Here is a 302-nt window from a genome sequence, read left to right as displayed (position 1 = left end):
CTGCCGCAGGGATGCGGCAGTGAAGCCCCCAGGGAGGGGTTTACGGCGTCCCGGCGTTCTGACCCGCAACATAGCCGTGTCACCGGAGCAGGTTTTGACCTGGCAGGCATCTGTAACGTTTGCTGTCCTTGCGGTAAATGGGTGCAAAGCCCTGCGGGGACCGTTGTCACGCGGACACGCCGCAAGCACGTCCGTGTGGGCTCGACTCGCGCATCCCTGCGCTCGACGGTCCTCTCAGCCAACGGTCCCCGCCTGGCCTCAGACTACGTTGTCGCTGCTAAAAACCCCTTCACGTCCAGCCC

This window comes from Erwinia sp. ErVv1 (assembly GCF_900068895.1).
GTDB lineage: Bacteria > Pseudomonadota > Gammaproteobacteria > Enterobacterales > Enterobacteriaceae > Erwinia.
This window is presented reverse-complemented; position numbering follows the sequence as displayed.